The following is a 17,038-nucleotide window of genomic DNA, read 5'->3' as shown; positions in this document are numbered from 1 at the left end:
TTTAGCGTGTGTCAGGCAGTCTCGCTTCCATGAGTGGGTGAAGAACTCGTCGAGTGGTGCCGTTTGCCCGGTTGTCGCCCTCGGCGCTCGGGCCTACACCACCCCGGGGATGGCGCGGATGACGCCGACCCGAGCGCCGCCGCCGAGCACCGCGGGCGCCGCGAGCTCGGCATGCGCGTCGGTCCACTCGACGCCCATTCGGTGCAGAATGGCCAGCGTCAGGGGGATGCGAGCCCGATCGTGGCCGTCATCGATCTTGTACGCGAAGGCCGTTCCGTCCGGTAGCGCACCGGCATGCACCCCGTCGGCGCCGATCTTGCAGACCAGGCCGGGGGTCGCCTGCATAGTCAATAAATCGGGTGCGTTCGTGCCGGAAATCACTCGCGGATGGGCGCGAATCGCGTCGGCGACGCGCCGTTCCGGCGCCTCGGGATCGGCCGTCGCCATGGTCGCGAAGGCGCGCGCGAGGTTGACCAACGAGACCGGAATGATGGGCAGCCCACAGCCATCGATACCGAGATCGGTCTCCGGTTCCCCGGTGAGGTCGGTGATGGTGGCGATCACCGACTGCTGCAGCGGGTGCGCCTCGTCGAGGTAGTCCGTGGTCGGCCAGCCGTTGACGGCGCAGGTGGCGAGCATCGCCGCGTGCTTGCCGGAGCAGTTCATGAAAACGGGGCTCGGCTCGACGGATCCGGCGAGCGCCGCGGCCCGCGCTTGCTCGCCCGACGGCAGGTCGGGCGGGCAAGCGAGGGCCTTCTCGTCGAACCCGAACCGGTCGAGCAGCCTGCGCACCAGCGCGACATGATCGGGCTCGCCGTAATGCGAGGCCGTCGCGATGGCCAGCTCCGCGTCGTCGAGCGGTTCGAAGCCGTTGCGCAGCAGAGTGATCGCCTGCATCGGTTTGTTGGTCGAGCGCGGGAAGATCGGCAGGTGCACCTCGCCGAGCGCGAGGGTCGGCTCACCGTCGGAGCCGACGATGACCGCCGAGCCGCGATGCACGCATTCGCGGAAACCGGAACGGACGACTTCGACCAGCTCGACGCTCATGACAGCACCTCGCCGAAGATCGGTTGCGTGGTGTCCTCGGTTTCACTGCGCTCGATCACAGTTGGGCTCCCGTCGCGAGTTCGTCGGCGCGCTGTTGTTGGGCGCGTTGTTCGTTCGCATGGCGGCGTGCGTGTCGCTCGATCTGCATTCGCACGTCGTCGGAGATCGACGGTTCGGCCTCGAGCAGCATCGCGAGCCGGTCCATGTCTTTGCCGGTGAACAGATCACGGACGGTCACGCCGTGCTCGGGGACGTGCACCACCCGCACTTCGTCGCAGGCGCCGATGCTGCCCTCGGACAGTACCCGCAGGTAGGCGCCGGTATCGCTCTGCAGGGTGAAGCGCCGGACCCACTGTGCCTCGTTGCTCCAGTGCTGGAAGGTGGCGCATGGCACGCGCGGTGCGCTCACCTCGAGCAGTGTGTCGCCGATCGACCAGCGGGCACCGATCACCGCGTCGCTGACCGCGAGTCCGGAGATCCGCAGATTCTCACCGAACCAGCCTGCCGGCAGGTCGTGGCCGAGCTCCGCGGCCCAGCGTTCGGCGTCGGCCTGGGCATATGCGTAGACGGCCTGATGGGTACCGCCGTGATTCTTGATGTCGCATACGTGATCGCCGTCGAGGCCGAGCGACCGCACCGTCACCCGACCGGGCTGGGGCCGCTTGTCGATCGCGGTCTTGCCGACCCGGCCCGGCACCTCGAGTTCGGCATGCACGACACAGACCGCGAGCACGCGGGCAGAGTCATCGGGTTGCATCGGGCCTACCCCTCTGTGTTTTGTGTGTCACGCCCGCGGCGCATGGACCTTTCGCCACCACAGCCGAACCAGCTCAGCGCCCGCGTAGCCGGTCGACCGCGAGTCTGCCCGCCTGTGGTGCATCATCGGCGGGCACCGAATCCGGATCGATCGCGGCGGCACACGGTCCGGCCGTCAGTGCGGTATCGGCGGGGATGGTGCGCTTGATCAGGGCAAGAGCGATCGGGCCGAGTTCGTAGTGGTCGATGATGGTGCCGATGCGGCCGACCGCGCGACCGCCTGCGGTGACGTCGTCGCCGACGGCAGGACGGTCGTCGGCGGAGCCGTCGAGGTGCAGCAGCACCAGATGGCGCGGCGGTTTGCCGAGGTTGTGCACTCGGGCGACGGTTTCCTGACCGCGGTAGCAGCCCTTGTTCAGGTGGACCGCGCCGTGCTCGTCGATCCCGCCGATCCAGTGCGCCTCGTGCGGGATAGTCCGCTCATCGGTGTCCAGCCCGACGCGCGGGCGCAGTGCCGCAACACGCAGCGCCTCGAAGGTCCACATGCCGGCGGGTTCAGCGCCCGCGGTGCTCAATCGGGTCCACAGATCGTCGAGCTGCGCACGCGGAATCACCAGATCGAAGGAATCGCCGGTCGGCCACGGCATCCGGCGCAGGAAGCCGCCGCCGGGCAGCGGCACCGCATCGTAAGTGTCGGGCAGCGGCTCGGTCAGGCCGAGCGCCTCGGTCAGCCGGCCGGCCTGCGGACCGAGCAGGCTCAGCACCGCGTAATCGGCGGCCTCTTCCGGCTTGGCGTCGGCCCAGAAGACCATCTTCTTCAGGAAATCGAGGAGCGCGGTTCCGCGGTCGGCCTCGGTGTCGATCCACAGCGTGCCGTCCAGATCGGTGAGCACGAAGTGGTGCAGCACTCGGCCGTTGAGATCGAGATCCAGATTCTCCGCCGACTTCCGGTCGCCCAGGTTCGCGATGTGCTGGCTGCTGATGGTGTGCAGCCAGGTCAGCCGTTCGGCGCCGGTGATGCTCAGCACGAATCGGTGCGACCGATCGACGATCGCCACCCGTTCCACGGCTGCGCGTTGCTCCCCGAGGGGATCACCGTAATGCCATGCGACGGCGGCATCCGGCGAACCGGGTGCTCCCGCGACGGCGCCCGGGACAACAAGGATGGGGCTCGGTACAACGACCACGGACACGACAACCACTCTAGGCGGGTGCCGAGCGTCATGCCGTAGTCGGGCTACCGGCGGGTGTCCGATCGGGGAGCGGCACAGGAAACTTCGCCGCACAAGTCGCGCTCGGTCCGATACCAATCGGAATGGCCGCGAAACATTTGCCGTGACGTAGGCGCGGCCGGCGAACAGGGCCTACGCTTCCTCGCATGGTAGATCGAGTTCTGGTAACACTCGATGGCGCGGTCCGGGATCCGGACGCGCCGTTGTTATTTGCCGACGATATCGGCGTGCTTCGTGGTGACGGTGTTTTCGAGACGGTGCTGGTGCGTGCCGGCAATCCTTGTGCGATCGAGTTTCATATAGGCAGACTGCGTCGTTCGGCGCAGGCGCTGGACTTGCCGGAGCCCGAATTGGGGCGGTGGCGCGAGGCGGTCGAGCAGGCGGCGAAGGAATGGGGCACTGAACGCGAGGGCCTGATGCGGCTGGTGTTCACGCGGGGTCGCGATACCGAACTTTCCGGCGCCAAGTCCTCGGTCACCTCCGGTGATCTCGCCGCCGCGGTGCCGGTGCCGACTTGCTACGTGCTGGTGCTCCCGGTGCCGGAGCGGGTGCAGCAGGCCAGGACCGATGGTGTGTCGGTGGTGACGCTGTCACGCGGTATCTCGGTGGATCTGGCGCAGGCCGCGCCGTGGCAGCTGCTCGGCGCGAAGACGCTGTCGTACGCCTCCAACATGGCGGCGCTGCGGTTCGCACACCGGATGGGCTCCGACGACGTGATCTTCACGAGCACCGAGAACCGGGTGCTGGAGGGTCCGCGTTCGACCGTGGTGATCGCCCGCGACAAGCAGCTGATCACGCCGCCTGCCAAGAACGGCATCCTGCCCGGCGTCACCCAGCGGGCGCTGTTCGCCGAGGCGGAGAAGGCGGGCTGGAAATGTGAATACAAGTCGCTGTTCACCGCCGATCTGCTCACCTGCGACAGCATCTGGATGCTGTCGAGCATCACGCTGGCCGCGCGGGTCAACTCGTTGGACGGTCTGCGCATGATGGCGCCGGACAATGCCGGGGAGATCGTCGAGCTGGTCGATCGAGGTGTCGGCAGGGCCGGTGCGATCGGGGATTGGTGAGCGCCGCGGTCCTTTCCCGTGATCTTCGTCCTACGACGACATGTAGGAGTTGTTGGCGAGCTCGGGAAATGGCCGTCCTGAGCCCGACAGCACGGTGTGTCGCGCGTTAAGTCTTCTTGATCGGGCAAGCCTCCGGCGTAGCCTTTACTACGACATGTCGTAGATCAGCTGGAGGTCGAATGAGCGTCTTGGACATCTCGCGCTGGCAGTTCGGCATCACGACCGTTTATCACTTCATTTTCGTCCCGTTGACGATCGGCCTCGCCCCGCTCGTCGCGGGTATGCAGACCGCATGGGTGGTAACCGGCAAGGAGCACTGGTACCGGCTGACGAAGTTCTTCGGGAAGCTGTTCCTGATCAACTTCGCGCTGGGCGTCGCCACTGGCATCGTGCAGGAATTCCAGTTCGGCATGAACTGGAGCGAGTACTCCCGCTTCGTCGGCGATGTGTTCGGTGCCCCGCTGGCGCTGGAGGCGCTTGTCGCGTTCTTCCTGGAGTCGACATTTCTCGGCCTGTGGATTTTCGGCTGGACCAGGCTGCCCAAAAAGCTGCACCTGGCCACCATCTGGCTGGTCGCCATCGGTGTGAATGCCTCCGCGTACTTCATCGTCGCGGCCAACTCGTTCATGCAGCACCCGGTCGGCGCGAGGTACAACGCCGAACGCGGCCGCGCCGAGCTCACCAGCATCTGGGAGGTGCTGACCAACAACACAACCCTCGCGGCCTTCCCGCACGTCGTCGCGGGCGCCTTCCTCACCGCGGGCACCTTCGTCGCAGGCATCTCCGGCTGGTGGATGGTTCGGAATGCGCGCAGCGGCGACGAGACGAAAGTCGCCGAGGCGCGGGGCATGTGGCGTTCGGCAGGGCGTGCGGGCATGTGGGTGATCGTGGTGTCCGGCATCGCGATCTTCTTCACCGGTGACATCCAGGGCAAGCTGATGTTCGAACAGCAGCCGATGAAAATGGCGTCGGCGGAGTCGTTGTGCCACACCGCAACCGATCCGGACTTCTCGATCCTCACGGTCGGCACGCACAACAACTGCGACAGCGTCACGCACGTGCTCGACGTGCCCTATGTGCTGCCGTACCTGGCCGAGGGCAAGTTCGAAGACGTCACCCTGGACGGCGTCGTCGACCTGCAAAAGGCCTATAACGAGAAGTTCGGGCCCGGCGACTACCGGCCCAACCTGTTCGTCACCTACTGGTCCTTCCGCGCCATGATCGGCCTGTCCGCCGGTGCGATCGGGCTCTGGCTGGTCGGCATGTGGCTGACCCGCCGCGGTCGCGTCGCGGATCAACGCTGGTACTCGTGGCTGTGCCTGCTCGCCATCCCGACACCGTTCCTGGCCAACGCCGCGGGCTGGGTGTTCACCGAAATGGGCCGCCAGCCCTGGGTTGTCGCGCCGAACCCGACCGGCGATCCACAGCTGCGGCTGATGGTGCAGCAGGGCGTCTCCGACCATGTCGCAGGCACGGTGATCACCTCGCTGGTGGTCTTCACGCTGCTCTACGGTGCGCTCGCGGTGGTGTGGTTCTACCTCATGCGCCGCTATGTGATCGCCGGACCCGAGCAGCCGACCGCCGGCCCGCCCGGCGGCGGACCGGACGATACGGATGGTCCTGTCGGCCGCCATCGCGCCGCAGAGCCTGCCGTCGAGCAGCTTTCCTTCGCTTACTGAGGAGCCGACGATGAGTTTGCAAGAGTTCTGGTTCATTCTGATCGGCGTCCTGTTCACCGGCTACTTCGTGCTGGAGGGCTTCGACTTCGGGGTCGGCATGCTGATGCCGATCCTCGGCAAGGGCAGCGATGCGCGCAGGCGCGTGGTGCTCAACACCATCGGCCCGGTGTGGGACGGCAACGAGGTCTGGTTGCTGACGGCGGGCGGCGCGATGTTCGCGGCCTTCCCCGAGTGGTACGCGAGTTTGTTCTCCGGCTTCTACATCGCGCTGCTGCTGGTGCTCGTCGCGCTGATCCTGCGGATCTGCGCCATCGAGTACCGGAGCAAGATCGACGACCCGAAGTGGCGGGCCCGCTGCGATATCGGCATCGGTATCGGCTCCTGGATACCGGCTTTGGCCTGGGGCTGGGTGTTCGCCAATGTGGTGCGCGGAGTACCGCTGAACGAGAAGAAGCAGATCACCGGCTCGGTGTGGGAACTGCTCGGACCGTACGCACTGCTCGGTGGGCTCGCGACCGGGCTGCTGTTCGCGCTGCACGGTGCGGTCTTCCTGGTGTTGAAGACCGGCGGCGAAGTGCGCGACGACGCGGTGCGGACGGTGCGGCTGCTGCTGGTGCCGACGGCTGTCGTCGTCGGTGCCTTCGGCGTGTGGACCCAGCTCGCCTACGGCACCGGCTGGACCTGGATTCCGTTGGTGCTCGCGGTGATCGGGCTCCTGATCGCCTGCGCGGCTTCGTTCGCCCATCGGGACGGGTGGGGTTTCACCGGCACCACGCTCACCGTTGCCGCCGCGACCGTGCTGTTGTTCGGGTCGCTGTACCCGAATGTGTTGCCCTCCACCATCAGCGACCTGTTCGACCTCACCATCGACAACGCGTCGTCCACGCCGTACACACTGAAGGTGATGAGCTGGGCCGCGGTGATCGTCACTCCGGTTGTGCTGGCCTACCAGGGCTGGACGTACTGGGTGTTCCGCAAGCGCATCACCGTCGAACAGATCCCACCGCCCATCGGGCTGCCGCTGCAATCGGCACTGCCGGTGGAAACGGCCGTCCCCCAGGATTCGAGCAAGGACTGATTCCATGGCCCGCCCGCCCGTCGATCCGCGCCTGTGGCGGCACGCCCGTTCGGCCCGCCGCTATCTGGCGCTGAGCGTGGCGCTGTCGCTGGTGATCACGATCGCCATCGTGGCTACCGCGGTCGCGTTGGCTCGTGTGCTGGCCGGGGTCATCACCGACCCCGGCCAGCGCACCCTCGGCAAGTGGATGACCGAACTTGTTGTCCTGGCCTGCGCCATCACCGTTCGGGTTGTGGCCACCTGGGTGCAATCACGTCTGGCGCACCGAGCCGGCGCCACGGTGGCGACCGAGCTGGAGACCGCCGTTCTGGCCGCAGGCGCCCGCATGGCGCCACGCGAACTCGAAACCCGCCGAACCGAACTCGCGGTCGTCGTCGGCACCGGCCTCGCCGGCCTGCGCGCCTACCTCACCGGCTACCTGCCCGCCCTGCTGCTCGCCTGCCTGGTGCCACCGATCGTGCTGGTGGTCATCGCCGTGCACGACCCGATCTCCGGCGCTATCGCCCTGGTGACGCTCCCGCTGATCCCGGTCTTCATGATCCTCATCGGCCTGCTCACCCAGGGCCGTGCCGAAGCCACCCTCGCCGCGACCACCCGCCTCTCGGATCAGCTGTTGGACTTGTTCGCCGGTATGCCGACGTTGCGGGCGCTCGGTCGGGAGGGCGGTGCGGTCGAATCCAGCACCACTTCGGGTCGGACGCGAGTGCGACCCGACCAGGATGCGGGTCTCGGCGCGAGCAATCGGGTCCAGCGGGCCGGCTCGATTGAACATCGGGTGCGCGAGCTCGGAGATGCGTTGCGGCAGCGCACCATGCGCGCACTGCGAATCGCGTTTCTGTCGTCGATGGTGCTGGAGCTGCTCGCGACTTTGAGCGTCGCGCTGATCGCGGTCTCCATCGGCCTGCGGCTCGTGTACGGCGAGATGAGCCTGTATGCCGGATTGGTGGCGCTGATCCTGGCCCCCGAGGTCTACTTGCCGCTGCGGATGGTCGGCGAGCGTTTCCACGCCGCCCAGGACGGAATGGCGGCTGCCGACAAGGCTTTTGCCGTTCTGGAGCCGGAATCGGCGGCTGCTGAGCCGGGGATGCCCGGTTCAGCAGCCGCCGGTCCGGTCGGCGCGTCCGACGAGGTCGATCACCGTCGCTCGTCCCACGGGGCGGGTGCGGCCTTCGGTGGCGTCATCGCGGTGCGTGATCTCGCAGTCCGCGCCAGGGACGGTTTCGCACCGGCCGGCCTTTCGGCGGTGCTACGCCCCGATGCGGTCACCGTGCTGGCCGGTCCCAATGGGAGCGGGAAATCCACCACCCTGCAGGCGATCCTGGGGCTGATCACGCCGGATCGGGGATCGGTGACGGTCGACGGAACCGACGTCCGCGACCTCGATGCGGACGCCTGGTGGGGTCGGGTGGCCTGGTTGCCGCAGCGCCCTGTCCTGGTGCCGGGAACCCTGCGCGAAAATCTCGAACTGCTCGGCGCCCACGTGCCGGACAAGTCGGCACAGGGCGCAGCACGAGTCGTCGACGAGCTCGAAGCCGCCTGCCTGGCAACCGGATTCGACGCAGTTCTCGCCGACCTGTCGCGCGGCTGGGACACGGTCGTCGGCGCCGGCGGTGTCGGGCTCTCCCTGGGGCAACGCCAACGCTTGGCCCTCACCAGAGTCCTCGCCGCCGACCGTCCGATACTGCTCCTCGACGAACCGACCGCCCACCTCGACCCCGACAGCGAGGCCGCCGTGCTGGCAGCCCTGAAACAACGCGCCCGTGCCGGAGCCACCGTCATCGTCATCGGCCACCGCCCCACCGTCCTTGCCGCCGCCGACCACATCATCCGGGTCCGCGCCGAAGCACGCGACCCCCGCACGGTGGTGCCGCGATGAGCACAACCACGGAGGTAGTGGGCGGGAAGGTGGTAGCGGGCATGGTCGGCGATATGCGGCGGATGTGGCGGTTGCTCGCGTTGTCGCCGTGGCGGATCGCGGTGGCGATCGGGTGGGGCACTGCGGCTTTGGGCAGTGGACTCGGGTTGGCGGCGTTGGCGGCGTGGTTGATCGCGCGGGCCTGGGAGATGCCGCCGGTGCTCGATCTGAGCGTTGCGGTGGTCTCGGTGCGGGCGCTGGGGATTTCGCGTGGGCTCTGCCGGTACCTGGAACGTCTTGCTACACATGATGTCGCGTTGCGCGCGATGACCACGGCGCGGTCGACCGTCTACCTGGCGCTGGCCCGCTCCGACGTCTGGATGCGACGGGCCCTGCCCGAGGAGGCCGGTCAAGATGGCGCGGTTTCCGGAGCGTCCGGGGGCGCTGTTGGTCAGCCCGACACCGCTCTCGGGTGTGGGGCTGCGGCGGTGGGAAGGTTCGGTGGGTCGGGGCGCGGCGCTGCCGTGGCCGCGTCGGGTTCCAGTAGCGCCGCGCAGTTGCGTCGCGGGGATCTCCTGGTTCGAATCGGTAGCGATATCGACGATCTGGGCGCGGTGGTCGTGCGCGTCTTCGTGCCGATCGTGGTGGCGATCCTCGTGTCGGCAGCCGCGATCGGGCTGCTTGCGACTATTTCGGTGGCAGCGGCCGTGATTCTGGCTGCGGCGCTGGCCGTTTCGGGGATCGTCGCGCCTTTGTTGTCGGCATTGGCCGCACACGAAGCAGAGACGGCCGTGCGGGCCGATCGCGCCGAGTTCACCGCGCAGGCGGTCACCGTACTGGACCACGCGGCCGAGCTGCGCGTTGCCGGCCGTCTGGCTGCGGCGCTGGCGGCCGCGAACAGTGCGGGGCAGCGTGCAGTGGCAGCGGAGGATTCGGCGGCGTCACGCAGCGCGTGGGCCGCCGCAGCGACACCGCTCTCGATCGGCGCGAGCGTGCTCGGCGCGCTGCTGGTCGGAATCGCGATCTACGGGCCGAACGGCGGCGGTTCCGGTGCGATGACGCCGATGGCACTCACCGTCCTTGTGCTGCTGCCACTCTCGGCCTTCGAGGCGGTGGGCACGCTGCCCGCCGCCGCGCAGGCGCTGACCACCGCTCGTGCCGCTCTGCACCGGCTCTTGCCGGCCGAGGGCGGGGACCCTGCTACCCAAGAGCTCCCAGCGCGTTGGCCGGCAGGACGCACCGCTGACACGAGCGACGAGGACCGAGGGCGGCGCAGCTCTTCGCGAGAATTTTTGGTGGACGGCCGACCCGCCGGCCCGGATGGCTCGGACCGAAAACGGCACGGATCATCCCCGGACCTGTTGCCGGACAACATGCCCGACCGCCCCGCCGGACGCAGGATCGCCGTTGTCGGCCCGAGTGGTGCGGGCAAGACGACGCTGCTCATGTTCTGGGCCGGGCTCTTCGATACCCCGCACCCCGGTGTCACCTTCTTCGCCGAAGACGCCCACCTGTTCGGCACCTCGGTCCTGGAGAACCTGCGCGTCGCGCGCGGCGACCTGACCGAGGCCGACGCCGAACAGGCCTTGCGTGCGGTCGGTCTCGGCGACTGGCTGGATGCCCTCCATGACGGCCTGCACACCGATCTGGTCGGCGGTGCCGCCGCCGTCTCCGGTGGCCAACGCCGGCGCATCCTGCTCGCTCGCGCCCTGATCGCGCCTGCTCGAGTCCTGTTGCTCGACGAGCCGACCGAACACCTGGAAGCCGAAGCGGGCGCCCAACTGTTGCGCGATCTGCTCGATGCCGACAGCGGCCTGATCGAACCCGATCGAATTGTGGTAGTCGTCACACACCAACTCCCGCCGGACCACCGCGCCGACGCAATCGTGCGGGTCTCCGCATCAGGCCAGGTCAGCACCATATTCTCGGCATCGGAACCCGCGGTTTCCGCCCACCGATAAATTCCGTTGCCGACTCGCGGACACCTCGCTAAATTCGTCCTTACACAAGGAAGGAGGTGGTTCGAGAAATGTATTTTTCCAGGACACGTGAGGTGGCTGCGCGCTAGCGCCACCGCTGCAGGATTCCCGCGCGAGCGCTAGCGAATCCAACGCAGTCACCCGGCCCCCGAGCTCCCGGTCCAGTCCGACCGGGCCTTGTGCGAGTTGCATCCACAAGGAAAGGCTCGGGGGCCGTTCTCTTTCTGCCGAAGATCGGCCCGCTGGCGTATTACTGGCGGATCGAGTGTCGAGATGCGGATGCTGTCGTCGATGCCTGAGAACTCGATCCGGCTACCAACGGCTACGGCTTTCCCATCGACATCGACATCGACCTGGCCGAAATCGACCGCCGCGGTTGAGAATCAGCCGTAGGTGCTGAAGCTGGGGTGGCAGCCATGACCGCTGTCCCTCGATGGCGGATCAGATTCGGGCGCAGGACGGGTCGCGGCTGCGACACGGGCAGGCTCCTCGCGACGGACGGCCGGAACGATACAGTTCATCGGTCGGTTCTATGAAGGGGTATCCGGGTTGGCATCGGAGAGTCTTGCTGCGGCGATCGGTCGGCGCATCACGGCGGTCAGGCGCGTGTTCTATGTGCACGGTGAGGATGTCGACCGTTCGGAGGGGCCGATCGAGTTGACGTTCGACGAAGGCACCGTGCTGCTCTTCGATGCCGGCAGTGATGGTGAGGAGCTGCGTGTTGTTCCGGCGGCGTGGCGCGACCCGTTCGCCGGTGTGTCCGAGCCCGAGTACATCGAGTACGTGGCGGAGTCCGGGAAGTACACGGCTTTCGATGTCGGTTCGGAATATCCGTACTCGCAGCTGGTCGGAAGCCGGGTCGCCGCGGTCTCCGAGTCGCGCCTGCACGACGAACGACTACGCGGCGCGGTTCTGGAGGTGAGCGGTTTCACCTTGGCGGTGGAAACGGTCGCCGACGAACTTCTGGTGACCTGTGATCCTCGCCTGTGATCGGTATCTGCACACCGACCCTGATGAGACTCCTGCTCCGGTGACGACACACATGTGATGACCGCAGGGGGCCTGTGCCGTCTCCGGTGACGACGCACGTGCGATGACCACAGGGCCTGTGTCAGGCGGTGGTTCACCCGGTACCTGCCCCAGGCAGCAGATCGCCCCGCCCTCATGGTGATTGGAGGTGCGGGGCGTGGCGTGCTGTGTGGTGGTCGACTATCCGATGTACCGCTGGAGTCGGGCGGAGAGGCGGGGTTCGAGGGGGCCGTCGGCGACGACGCGTTCCTCGACGTAGGCCAGGTCGCCACCCTCGACGATGCCGTACAACCGCTTGGCGCCACCGACGACGATGCCGGATTGACTGCGGATCACGACGTCGGTGGCCAGTTCCCAGGAGGACTGGGTCAGCGCGGTGCCGTAGAAGAGTTCGACGATGCCGGTGCTGTGGGTGAGCAGCAGTTCGATGACCTCGTCATCACCATCGATGCCAACGCGCCAGAAGCCGCTCTCACGCAGGTCTGGGCCGCCGTAGGAACCGTCGGACTCGATGAACCAGGAGCGTGAGTCCCAGGCCAGGTAGTCGCCGCCGTCATGGGAGACGATGATCTGCTGGCCGAAGCGGTAGTCGCCGCGCTCGGGGGAGTTGCCCTCGCCTTCACCGCGCCACACACCGACCATCGGCAGCAGCGCAAGCATCGAGGAGCTCAGATCCGGGCCGAGTCGCAGGTTCGCGGTGTCTTCCGGCAATGGCAGATCCGGGAGGACCGGAATGTTGCGCGCACCGGTTGCTCTCGCGCGTTCGACCGCATCGGCCACGGCTTGATCGCCGCTGCGGCGAGACGGCTCGGCCGGAGCGGCGCCGTTCATGTGTTCACTCGCTCGCTCGGCCGGATCGGAACCTTCGCTCGCGAGCTCGCTCATGACTCGGTGAACAGCCGGTAGAAAACGTACAGGCCGAACCAGCCGATAAGCACGGCCACGGCCACCAGCAGAATCTCGAAGAAGAGGACCACGTTTGGAGTCTAACGACTTGCTCGCCGCCCAGCACAACGGCCCCGGAGCTTCCCGATGGAATCTGGGAAACGCCGGGGCCGTCGACGACTTACGGTCGCTGATGGGACCTCAGCTATTACTTTGCGACGGCGACGTCGACCGGGTGGATGCCCGCGCCGTCGGGGCGGATCTCCGCAGAGCCGTTGCCGGCCGAGGAGAGTGCCCGCACGGTCCATGCGCCGGGAGCGGCGAAGAACCGGAAGTCACCGGTGCCCGAGGCGACGACCTCGGCGGTGAAATCACCGTTGCCGTCGAGCAGGCGTACGAACGCGCCGCCGACGGGCTGGCCGTCAGTGCTCAGGACACGGCCGGTGATGACCGTTTCCTTCTCCACATCGACTCCGGCCGGAATGGCCTGACCCTGGGTAGGTGCTGCGCACATGTGATTAGGCTCCCAACTCGATAGGTGCACCGACGAGGGAGCCGTATTCGGTCCAGCTCCCGTCGTAGTTCTTGACATTCTGGTGGCCGAGCAGCTCCTGCAGCACGAACCAGGTGTGCGAGGAACGCTCGCCGATGCGGCAGTAGGCGATGGTGTCCTTCTCGCCGTCCAGGCCCGCTTCCCGGTAGATCTCGGTGAGCTCGGCATCGGACTTGAAGGTGCCGTCCTCGTTCGCGGCCTTGCTCCACGGCACGTTGATGGCGCTGGGGATGTGGCCGGGGCGCTGGCTCTGCTCCTGCGGCAGGTGGGCGGGGGCCAGGATCTTGCCGGAGAACTCGTCAGGCGAACGCACGTCGACCAGGTTCTTGGCGCCGATGGCGGCGATGACCTCGTCACGGAAGGCACGGATGGTCAGGTCGGGCGCGGCAGCCTTGTACTGGGTGGCCGGGCGGCTCACAGCGTCGCGCGAGAGCGGACGGCCTTCGAGCTCCCACTTCTTGCGGCCACCGTCGAGCAGCTTGACGTTGTTGTGGCCGTAGAGCTTGAAGTACCAGTACGCGTACGCGGCGAACCAGTTGTTGTTGCCGCCGTAGAGCACAACCTCGTCGTCGTTCGCGATGCCGCGCGCCGAGAGCAGATCGGAGAACTGCTCCTGGTTCACGAAGTCGCGACGAACCTGATCCTGCAGGTCTTTCTTCCAATCGAGCCGGACGGCACCCTCGATGTGGCCGCCGTCGTAGGCGGAGGTGTCCTCGTCTACCTCGACGAAGACGACGCCGGGGGCGTTGAGGTTCTCTTCGGCCCAGTCAACGGAGACCAGGACATCGGAGCGGGCCATGTTGTTCCTTTCGGGGTGGTGACTTGCAGTGTCAGGACGAAGCCGGGGCGGGGATGGTCCGGCGGAAACGGGCGACCAGCGGATAAATCTGGCAACCCAGGCAGATTCCGAACGCCGCGTTCAGGAACGCCGCGAATAGGGCGAAGCCGGCGAACACCGCGCCGACGACGGTGGAGCCGGCCAGGAAGCCCAGCAGGCTGACGGCACTGAAGACCAGGCCGAGCAATTGGGCGAACCGCAGCGGTGCCACGGGTTCGGTTTCGGTCGGCGGGCCGACGCGCGGTGCGACCAGCGCGGCGTAGATCCGACCGTAGGGGCTGCGCCGCGGGCCGGTGGCGGCGCCGATCGCGAAGACCACCGCTTGGATCGCGATGAGTACGGCGGCGGCCGCGGTGGACAGAGCGGCGGCGATCAGCACGACGACGAGGACGGTGGTGGTGACCCACGCGGCGAAGCGCGGTCCACGGACGTCGACGGAATTGAAGGGAATGGCTTGCCCGGAGGCAGTGTTACGGGTTTCGGCAGACATTGTGCGTACTCCTGCGCTGAATGACTCTGACGGCTGAAAAATTGCCAGTTCGCCGGGGGATCAAGAGATCACTCGCACGGCGGACAAAGGTCGGCGTCAGGAAATCTGAACGGACCGACCGGTCAGCGGCACAGGCAGCAACAACCACCGAGGCGACACAGATCAACTGTGCGGCGTCGGGTGAGCATCAGCTCGTGGTCGGATTGCACGAAAGGCAGTTTACCCGGTTTCGAGGGGGAATTGGACCCCGGGTTCGTCACATCGGCTATAGAGCCTTTTCAGGCCCTGTTTTTACACCGTCAGCGGCTCGAGTGCGGTGTGTAGATCGGCAGTCTTCGGGACGCCGGAGATACGGAAACGCTCCCTGCCCTCCCTGTCGAAGACGAAGGTGGTCGGCAATGAGAGCACATTCAGCTCTTTGGCCAGCGCGGGTTCGGCATCGATATCGATCTCGATGTCCAGCGGCGGGTTCGGCGCATCCGACAGACCTTCGGTTACTCCGGCGACCACCCGGCGCACCGCCACGCACGGGCCGCACCAGTCGGCGGAGAAATGCAGCACTGCGGGCCCCGCACCGCTCACTCCGGCGGCGGCGAGCAATTCGGTGCGCGCCGCCTCGGTCGGTGTGAGCGTGTCGGCGGCACGCAATTTCCCGTCCCTGCGCCGTAGCGCCGTGCCGACCGCCAGTGCGGCAAGCACCATCACCACCAATATTGTGATTTCGATCATGGCCGCTGCAATCTATCCAGGTCGATCGTCACATTCTCCCCTTTGCCTTCGACAACGATCTGGCCGCCTTGTGCGGAGACCTTCGTCGGCCGCAGACCGAAGGGTAATTCCTTCGTGTCGATGGTGCGCGTGAACAGCTCCAGCACCGCCGGTCGGTCGGCTTCGGGGACGACCGCGGTCGGGGTGAGTTCGGTGCTGGTGCCGCGGTAGAAACCGGTCGCGACGATCCGCACCTGATCACCGTCGAGCAGCAGATCCGCCTGCACGCTGACCTTGTCACCACCCAGCGGCGCGCCGGGCACGGTCGAGGCGAGCGGTGTGCCGGGCAGCGTGCCGGTGAGCACCAGTGCGCCCGCCGTCGTCATTCCGGATCCGCCCGATCCGCCCGTTCCGTCGGATTTATCCGCAGGTCGCGAATGCACTTGCAGGTCCGGGATTTTGAACAGCCTGCCCAGCTCGGTGGGCTCGAGACGCATCCTGCCCTCGACCCGCTCCACCGGGACTCGGCGCACGCTGCTGTCGACGAGATCGCCCAGCGGCAGATGCACTCCGGTCAACGTCGCCTCGGCCGAGACTTCGCCGGGGATGTCCGGGCGCACGATACGTGCGCGGATGTCGACATTCTGGAATCGACTCTCGAGCACCTGGCCGAAGAAGGGGAACCCGTAGATGGTCACCTGGGGGTCGGCGATGAGATCGGCGCCCTCACGCAGAGCGCGCGATACGCGATACTCGGAGTAAGCGGCGGCGCCGAAATCGATGACGACCACCAGTCCCGCGAGAACCAGCAGCCCGATAATCAGCTTGCGCATGGACCCAACCCTAATAGCACTGCCGGACGGAGTCCGTCGCCAGTCGCGCCGAGCAGCTCGAAGGCGAGGCGGCCGCCCAACTGGCAGCTTGTTCTGGGTATTGCCTATGCGTTGCTTACCCGGATGGCGTGGTAATCGGGGTTCACGCGCTAATCTTGCACCGATTACCTGTGATTAGCGACGTGGCTTCGGCGGTTACTGCTGTTGTCGTCGGAGCGACGAGATGGGAGGAGGGCTTTGTGGAGCTGCTCCTGTTGACCTCCGACCCCAACCCCGAGTCGGTACTGCCTTCGCTCGCGCTGCTGGCGCACAACGTGCGTCCGGCACCGACCGAGGTGGCGTCCCTGCTGGAAGCAGGCACCGCGGATGTGGCACTTGTCGACGCGCGCACCGACCTGGCCGCCGCGCGCGGCCTGTGCCGACTGCTCGGGAGCACCGGTTCGTCGGTGCCTGTCGTCGCTGTGCTCACCGAGGGTGGCCTGGTGGCTGTGAACGCCGATTGGGGCCTCGACGACATTCTGCTGCCCGGCACCGGGCCCGCCGAACTGGACGCCCGATTGCGGCTGCTGGTCGGTCGAACCGGTGGTGTGGCAAGCCCGGAGAACACCGGCAAGATCACCCTCGGTGAGTTGGTGATCGATGAGGGCACCTACACCGCTCGGCTGCGTGGGCGCCCGCTCGATCTCACCTATAAGGAATTCGAACTCCTCAAGTACCTTGCGCAGCATGCGGGCCGGGTGTTCACCCGGGCCCAGCTGCTGCAGGAGGTATGGGGATACGACTTCTTCGGTGGCACCCGCACGGTCGACGTGCACGTGCGTCGCCTGCGCGCCAAGCTCGGCAGTGAATACGAGTCGCTGATCGGCACCGTGCGCAATGTCGGCTACAAGGCGGTGCGGCCGTCCAGGTCGGCCGCCAAGGGTGAGCCGGTCCCGTTCCATGAGGATGAGACCGAGGGTACCGACGAAGCTCCGTTCGCGCCCGTGAACGGCTCCGTGCCGCAGTGACG

16 protein-coding genes are annotated in these 17,038 nt (G+C 66.9%); 7 read left to right on the top strand and 9 right to left on the bottom strand.

Going from position 1 to position 17,038, the window contains the following annotated elements:
• Nucleotides 1–93: 93 nt before the first annotated feature.
• The 3 genes from ACLMAL_RS01845 to ACLMAL_RS01835 form a co-directional block, all read right to left on the bottom strand.
• Nucleotides 94–1,047: an asparaginase gene (locus tag ACLMAL_RS01845; RefSeq protein ID WP_411997466.1), complete on the bottom strand. Its 954-nt coding sequence runs from the start codon at nucleotides 1,045–1,047 to the stop codon at nucleotides 94–96.
• A gap of 55 nt (nucleotides 1,048–1,102) precedes the next feature.
• Nucleotides 1,103–1,804 carry an MOSC domain-containing protein gene (locus ACLMAL_RS01840; protein ID WP_411997465.1) on the bottom strand — a complete coding sequence of 234 codons (702 nt, stop codon included), beginning with the start codon at nucleotides 1,802–1,804 and terminating at the stop codon, nucleotides 1,103–1,105.
• Between the two features lie 73 nt (nucleotides 1,805–1,877).
• Nucleotides 1,878–2,996: a folate-binding protein gene (locus tag ACLMAL_RS01835; RefSeq protein WP_328408798.1), complete on the bottom strand. Its 1,119-nt coding sequence runs from the start codon at nucleotides 2,994–2,996 to the stop codon at nucleotides 1,878–1,880.
• A gap of 185 nt (nucleotides 2,997–3,181) precedes the next feature.
• Here ACLMAL_RS01835 and ACLMAL_RS01830 point away from each other — a divergent pair, with 185 nt between their 5' ends.
• The 6 genes from ACLMAL_RS01830 (at nucleotide 3,182) to ACLMAL_RS01805 (ending at nucleotide 11,683) form a co-directional block, all read left to right on the top strand.
• A complete protein-coding gene (locus ACLMAL_RS01830) occupies nucleotides 3,182–4,102 on the top strand; it encodes an aminodeoxychorismate lyase (RefSeq protein WP_411997464.1) in 921 nt (306 codons plus the stop codon).
• Nucleotides 4,103–4,281: 179 nt separating this feature from the next.
• Nucleotides 4,282–5,781 (top strand): cytochrome ubiquinol oxidase subunit I, encoded by a 1,500-nt coding sequence (locus ACLMAL_RS01825; RefSeq protein WP_411997463.1) that lies wholly within the window; start codon nucleotides 4,282–4,284, stop codon nucleotides 5,779–5,781.
• Nucleotides 5,782–5,791: 10 nt separating this feature from the next.
• Entirely contained in the window at nucleotides 5,792–6,859 is a 1,068-nt protein-coding gene (gene cydB / locus ACLMAL_RS01820) for a cytochrome d ubiquinol oxidase subunit II (protein ID WP_411997462.1), read from the top strand.
• A 4-nt stretch (nucleotides 6,860–6,863) separates the two neighbouring features.
• Nucleotides 6,864–8,735: an ABC transporter ATP-binding protein/permease gene (locus ACLMAL_RS01815; protein ID WP_411997461.1), complete on the top strand. Its 1,872-nt coding sequence runs from the start codon at nucleotides 6,864–6,866 to the stop codon at nucleotides 8,733–8,735.
• 41 nt (nucleotides 8,736–8,776) lie between these two features.
• Nucleotides 8,777–10,675 carry a thiol reductant ABC exporter subunit CydC gene (cydC, locus tag ACLMAL_RS01810; RefSeq protein WP_411997532.1) on the top strand — a complete coding sequence of 633 codons (1,899 nt, stop codon included), beginning with the start codon at nucleotides 8,777–8,779 and terminating at the stop codon, nucleotides 10,673–10,675.
• 567 nt (nucleotides 10,676–11,242) lie between these two features.
• On the top strand, nucleotides 11,243–11,683 hold the full coding sequence (locus ACLMAL_RS01805) for a hypothetical protein (protein WP_411997460.1): 441 nt from the start codon (nucleotides 11,243–11,245) through the stop codon (nucleotides 11,681–11,683).
• Nucleotides 11,684–11,902: 219 nt separating this feature from the next.
• Here ACLMAL_RS01805 and ACLMAL_RS01800 read toward each other — a convergent pair whose 3' ends face one another.
• The 6 genes from ACLMAL_RS01800 to ACLMAL_RS01775 all read right to left on the bottom strand — a co-directional run bounded on the left by ACLMAL_RS01800 (nucleotide 11,903) and on the right by ACLMAL_RS01775 (nucleotide 16,029).
• Nucleotides 11,903–12,607: an FABP family protein gene (locus tag ACLMAL_RS01800; RefSeq protein ID WP_328408811.1), complete on the bottom strand. Its 705-nt coding sequence runs from the start codon at nucleotides 12,605–12,607 to the stop codon at nucleotides 11,903–11,905.
• Nucleotides 12,608–12,815: 208 nt separating this feature from the next.
• On the bottom strand, nucleotides 12,816–13,121 hold the full coding sequence (locus ACLMAL_RS01795) for a DUF1416 domain-containing protein (RefSeq protein WP_014981486.1): 306 nt from the start codon (nucleotides 13,119–13,121) through the stop codon (nucleotides 12,816–12,818).
• 4 nt (nucleotides 13,122–13,125) lie between these two features.
• Nucleotides 13,126–13,959: a sulfurtransferase gene (locus ACLMAL_RS01790; RefSeq protein WP_328408814.1), complete on the bottom strand. Its 834-nt coding sequence runs from the start codon at nucleotides 13,957–13,959 to the stop codon at nucleotides 13,126–13,128.
• 31 nt (nucleotides 13,960–13,990) lie between these two features.
• Nucleotides 13,991–14,488: a DUF4395 domain-containing protein gene (locus ACLMAL_RS01785; RefSeq protein WP_411997459.1), complete on the bottom strand. Its 498-nt coding sequence runs from the start codon at nucleotides 14,486–14,488 to the stop codon at nucleotides 13,991–13,993.
• 291 nt (nucleotides 14,489–14,779) lie between these two features.
• On the bottom strand, nucleotides 14,780–15,217 hold the full coding sequence (locus tag ACLMAL_RS01780; RefSeq protein WP_411997458.1) for a thioredoxin family protein: 438 nt from the start codon (nucleotides 15,215–15,217) through the stop codon (nucleotides 14,780–14,782).
• Nucleotides 15,214–16,029, bottom strand: a complete 816-nt coding sequence (locus ACLMAL_RS01775) for an LmeA family phospholipid-binding protein (protein ID WP_411997457.1) — start codon at nucleotides 16,027–16,029, stop codon at nucleotides 15,214–15,216. The genes ACLMAL_RS01780 and ACLMAL_RS01775 overlap by 4 nt, the downstream gene beginning before the upstream one ends.
• Before the next feature lie 239 nt (nucleotides 16,030–16,268).
• Here ACLMAL_RS01775 and ACLMAL_RS01770 point away from each other — a divergent pair, with 239 nt between their 5' ends.
• Entirely contained in the window at nucleotides 16,269–17,036 is a 768-nt protein-coding gene (locus ACLMAL_RS01770) for a response regulator transcription factor (protein WP_328408822.1), read from the top strand.
• Nucleotides 17,037–17,038 lie beyond the last annotated feature (2 nt).

Source organism: Nocardia sp. CWNU-33 (genome assembly GCF_046764895.1).
GTDB lineage: Bacteria > Actinomycetota > Actinomycetes > Mycobacteriales > Mycobacteriaceae > Nocardia.
The sequence above is the reverse complement of the archived record's forward strand: the minus strand, read 5'-3'. Positions and strand labels throughout refer to the sequence as shown.